This is a genomic window from Pinirhizobacter sp., from assembly GCF_035317885.1.
In the GTDB taxonomy this organism is placed as follows: Bacteria; Pseudomonadota; Gammaproteobacteria; order Xanthomonadales; family Rhodanobacteraceae; genus Pinirhizobacter.
This window is the reverse complement of sequence record NZ_DATHFX010000489.1, coordinates 1-3442: the sequence shown is the minus strand read 5'-3', so window position 1 is coordinate 3442 and position 3442 is coordinate 1. Positions and strand designations below refer to the sequence as shown.

Here is a 3442-nt window from a genome sequence, read left to right as displayed (position 1 = left end):
GAAGTTGCCCGGGTCGATGTATGCCACCGACACCACCATGGCGGGACCTGCGAAGGACACGAACGCGCCGATGCCGCGGCGACGACCCTGCCTGGCATCGCGCGTGACGCCTACCTGGGTGCGTTCCGCGTGGTCTTTGCCGTGCCCTACGGTGTCGCGCATGGCGCAATGCCCTGCCTTCGAAGATTCCGACGCTAATGGGTCGGATGTGAAGGGCTTATTTCCGCCACTCGCTTGCAAGCAGGGCGAACACCACGTCGTCCACCCATTCGCCGCGGAAACGGTAACTCTCCACGTGGTGGGCTTCCTGGCGCATGCCCAATGCATGACATAGCGCCACGCTTGCCGTGTTGCGCGGGTCTACCGAAGCCACAACGCGCCGGTAGCCCCATCGGTTGAACGCAAGGTCGATGGCCGCTTCCATGCTTTCGCGCGCGAAGCCCTTGCCCTGGGCATCGGGCAGCAACGACAGGCCGAACTCGATGGGGTCGTCGAGGGTGGGCGGGAAGTGCACCCCGAAGTCGCCCAGCAGCTCACCCGATGCCCGGTGGCGAATCGCCAGCTGGCACCAGCTATCGGGCGTACCAAAGGGTCGCGCCAGCTGGTCGGCGATGAACCGCGCGACTTCCGTTTCGTCGGCCGGCTTCCAGCCCTGGTAGCGGCTGGTCGTCGGATCGCTGCGGTAGGCGAACACCGTGGCCGTGTCCTCGTCGCGCAAGGGATCGAGGGTCAGGCGCCTGGTTTGGATGGTGGTGCCAGCGGGCGTGTCCACGTCGTTTCCCCTTGAAGTCGGCACGGGCGGTGCAGGCGCGAAGTATAGAAAAACTATCGAGTGAACATGCGAAACCGGCTCGATCCGCTTGGTGTCTTGCCGCACACTCGGCCGCGATGAAGACGTCGCCAACGGCCCGGGGGGCGCATGCGTAGCAAGCTGTTCGTGCCCGGCGGCCGGCCGGAGCTCTTCGCCAAGGCATTGGCCGGAGCGGCCGACGCATTGTCGCTGGACCTTGAAGATTCGGTCCTGGACACGATGAAAGCCCAGGCGCGAGCGCATGTTGCTGCGTTTGTGGCCTCCGATGATGCCCGCGCGGCCGCGAAGCTGATCATCGTGCGGGTGAATGCTCCCGATGGGGAATACTTCGCGGACGACATCCGCGCTGTCGCCCGCGATGGCCTGGGGCTGTTGAACCTGCCCAAGATCGAAACGGCCGCTGCCCTGCGCCAGGCGGTTCAGGCCATTGAAGCGGCCGAACGGGAAAACGGCGTGGCGACGCCTATTCGGCTGCTGGTGAATATCGAGACGCCACGCGCACTGGCCCATGCCGCCGCCATCGCCATCGCCGATCCGCGGGTGGCGGGGCTGCAACTGGGCCTGGGCGACCTGTTCGAACCCCATGCCATCGATCGGGCCGACCGGGCCAACGTGCATGCGGCCATGTTCGCCGTGCGCATGGCGGCGGCCGGGGCAGGTATCTTCGCTGTCGACGGCGCCTTCGCCGACATCGACGATACGGAAGGTTTCATGGCGGAGGCGGGCATGGCGAGGCGTTTGGGATTCATCGGCAAAAGTTGCATCCATCCGCGCCAGGTACCCCTGGCCAATGCCGCCTTCGCACCCTCGCCAGAAGAACTGGCCATGGCCCGTCGCGTGGTAGTTGCGGCGCGAGAGGCGAGCGAAACCGGTCGAGGCGCCCTCACCGTCGATGGCCGCATGATCGACCTGCCCTTCCTGAAGCGTGCCCAGGCGATCGTGGCTTCCGCCCGATGATCGGCTGGTACCGGTTGGCCATGGTGATATGCCTGGCATCGACCGCGTGGCTCGCGGTGGCAGGCCATGCCAACGCCGACCCTGCGCGCGACGCATTGACGCCGATGCGCACATCGGCGCTTCCGACACTTCCAGCGGCGGCCACGCCCACGCGCATGGGTATGGTCGATGGCGCCGCCATCGCCATCGTGGGTGACGCTGCCTGGGCGCTGGACGATGGCGCCACGGCCTGGCGCCCCGTGGCATGGCCCGGGGGCATGGCGCCGACGGATATGGCCGGGATCGCCAGCGATGGCAAGAACAGTTACCTGCTGTCGGGCAGCGGTGGCCACGTCGATACCATGGCGCACCTGCGCCTGTCGCAGGCTGCAGGGCTTGCCATGCAATCGTTGCCGGCCTTGCCCATGCCACTGGACGGTGCCATGGCGGCCATCTCCGATACCGCCATCTACGTGGGCGGCGGCGTAACGGGGGCTTTCCGCATCTTTCGCATGGATCCCACCGCCGATCACCCTGCGTGGTCGCCCATATTGGGTTGGCCGGGACCGGCGGATGTTTCTTCCATGGTGGTGCAGAACGGCACGCTGTTCGTCACCGTGCCGTCGGGCGATGGCGAGGCGATCTGGTGTTTCACCGCCGATGGCGGTTGGTCGCGCCGCGGCATCCTGCCGGGACGCGTGCTGCCGGCGGCGCCACGCGCGATCGGCCAGGCGCACGTGCTGTACCTGATGGCACCGGCCACAGGCGCCACGCCCATCACGCCGGTGACCTTCCAGACCATCACCAACGCGTGGACGAAAGTGCAGGGCAACGACCTGGCGCTCGTACCGTTGGCCGTGATGCCATGGCACGACGGTATCGCCTGGGCCAGCGGCGTAGATGGCCGCACAGCCGTCAGCGCCGGCCAGTTCCAGGGCAGCAAGCTGCTGCTGAAGTGGCTGGACTGGATCGTCATCGTGGTTTACCTCGGCGCGATGATCGGCATTGGCCTGTTCTTCTACCTGCGCGAGAAGCGCGGCTCCACGTCGAGCTTCTTCGTCGGTGGCCGCACCATTCCATTCTGGGCGGCCGGCATCAGCCTATACGCCGCCAACACCAGTTCGATCAGTTTCATCGCCATCCCGGCCAAGGCCTTCGAGAGCAACTGGCAGTACCTCACCAACAACCTCATCGCGGTGTTCGGACTGATGTTCGTGGCGGTGTGGATCGTGCCGCTGTTGCGCCGGCTCGACCTGATGAGCGTATTTTCGTACCTGGAAACGCGCTTCCACCCGGCCATCCGCATGCTGGCCAGCGCGTTGTGCATCCTTACCCAGCTGGGTAGCCGGATGAGCGTGATCCTGTTCCTGCCGGCGCTGGCCATTGCCACCATTACCGGCATCAGCTCCACCTGGAGCGTGATCCTGATGGGCGGCTTCACCATCGTCTACACCGCCATGGGCGGCATGAAGGCGGTGATCTGGACCGACTTCGTGCAGGTGATCGTGAAGATGGGCGGGGCGATATTCGCCATCGGCTTCATCATCTGGAGCCTGCACGAAGGCGTAGGGCAGTTCTGGTCCACGGCGATGGCCGAACACAAGATGCACCTGCTCGACTTCAGCTTCGACCTGACCAAGGCCACGGTCTGGGGTTTCATGTTCCTGGTGCTGTTCGACGTGGTGCTGACGTTCC

3 protein-coding genes are annotated in these 3442 nt (G+C 65.7%); 2 read left to right on the top strand and 1 reads right to left on the bottom strand.

Going from position 1 to position 3442, the window contains the following annotated elements; translation table 11 throughout:
* Window positions 1-217: 217 nt before the first annotated feature.
* On the bottom strand, window positions 218-772 hold the full coding sequence (locus tag VK519_RS16085) for a GNAT family N-acetyltransferase (RefSeq protein ID WP_324351412.1): 555 nt from the start codon (window positions 770-772) through the stop codon (window positions 218-220).
* 147 nt (window positions 773-919) lie between these two features.
* Here VK519_RS16085 and VK519_RS16080 point away from each other — a divergent pair, with 147 nt between their 5' ends.
* Window positions 920-1768: an HpcH/HpaI aldolase/citrate lyase family protein gene (locus VK519_RS16080; RefSeq protein WP_324351410.1), complete on the top strand. Its 849-nt coding sequence runs from the start codon at window positions 920-922 to the stop codon at window positions 1766-1768.
* Window positions 1765-3442, top strand: a 1678-nt coding sequence (locus VK519_RS16075; protein ID WP_324351408.1) for a sodium:solute symporter family transporter, incomplete at its 3' end; no start/stop codon positions are given. The genes VK519_RS16080 and VK519_RS16075, both read left to right, overlap by 4 nt.

What these genes read in the sequence shown, in the direction of transcription:
- VK519_RS16080 (WP_324351410.1), top strand. Translation starts at nt 920, where the DNA reads ATGCGTAGCAAGCTGTTCGTGCCCGGCGGCCGGCCGGAGCTCTTCGCC.